The sequence below is a fragment of the Corallococcus sp. AB018 genome (genome assembly GCF_003986945.1).
In the GTDB taxonomy this organism is placed as follows: domain Bacteria; phylum Myxococcota; class Myxococcia; order Myxococcales; family Myxococcaceae; genus Corallococcus; species Corallococcus exiguus.
The window spans coordinates 1-440 of sequence record NZ_RAWR01000544.1 but is presented as its reverse complement, the minus strand read 5'-3'; the positions used below and the strand labels follow the sequence as shown (position 1 = coordinate 440).

1 protein-coding gene is annotated in these 440 nt (G+C 53.9%); it reads left to right on the top strand.

Annotated elements, in window-relative coordinates; translation table 11 throughout:
• Positions 1 to 2: 2 nt before the first annotated feature.
• Positions 3 to 440: amino acid permease (locus D7Y11_RS45540; protein WP_368773809.1), on the top strand; the 438-nt coding region annotated here is incomplete at its 3' end.

Here is a 440-nt window from a genome sequence, read left to right as displayed (position 1 = left end):
GTATTCTCGGGTCTCTGATTGTGGCCTGGTTGGTGCCCGCCAAAAAAATGAGTCTTAACGCTGGAGTCATGCAAGCCGTTGCCATCGCTTGCGGGGTTAGTTCGCCACTTTTAGTTAAGACGATTGGCCTTTTGGTCGCTATTGGCGCGACCGGCCAAGTGGTCGCGTGGGTTCTTGGGCCTGTCCGGGGACTTGCGGTCACTGCCGAACACGGCAGTCTCCCCCCTATACTACAGAAGCGAAATTCCGAGGGTATGCCCGTAGGCCTTCTAATAGCTCAGGGACTTTTCGTCACTTTCTGGGGTTTGGTGTTTCTTCTGTACCCGGGAGGATTAAACAGTAGTTTCTGGGCACTTTTCGCGCTCACTACCACTGTGTACATCGTGATGTACTTCCTGATGTACGCTGCGGCGATCAAACTTCGCTACACGCAGCCCAAC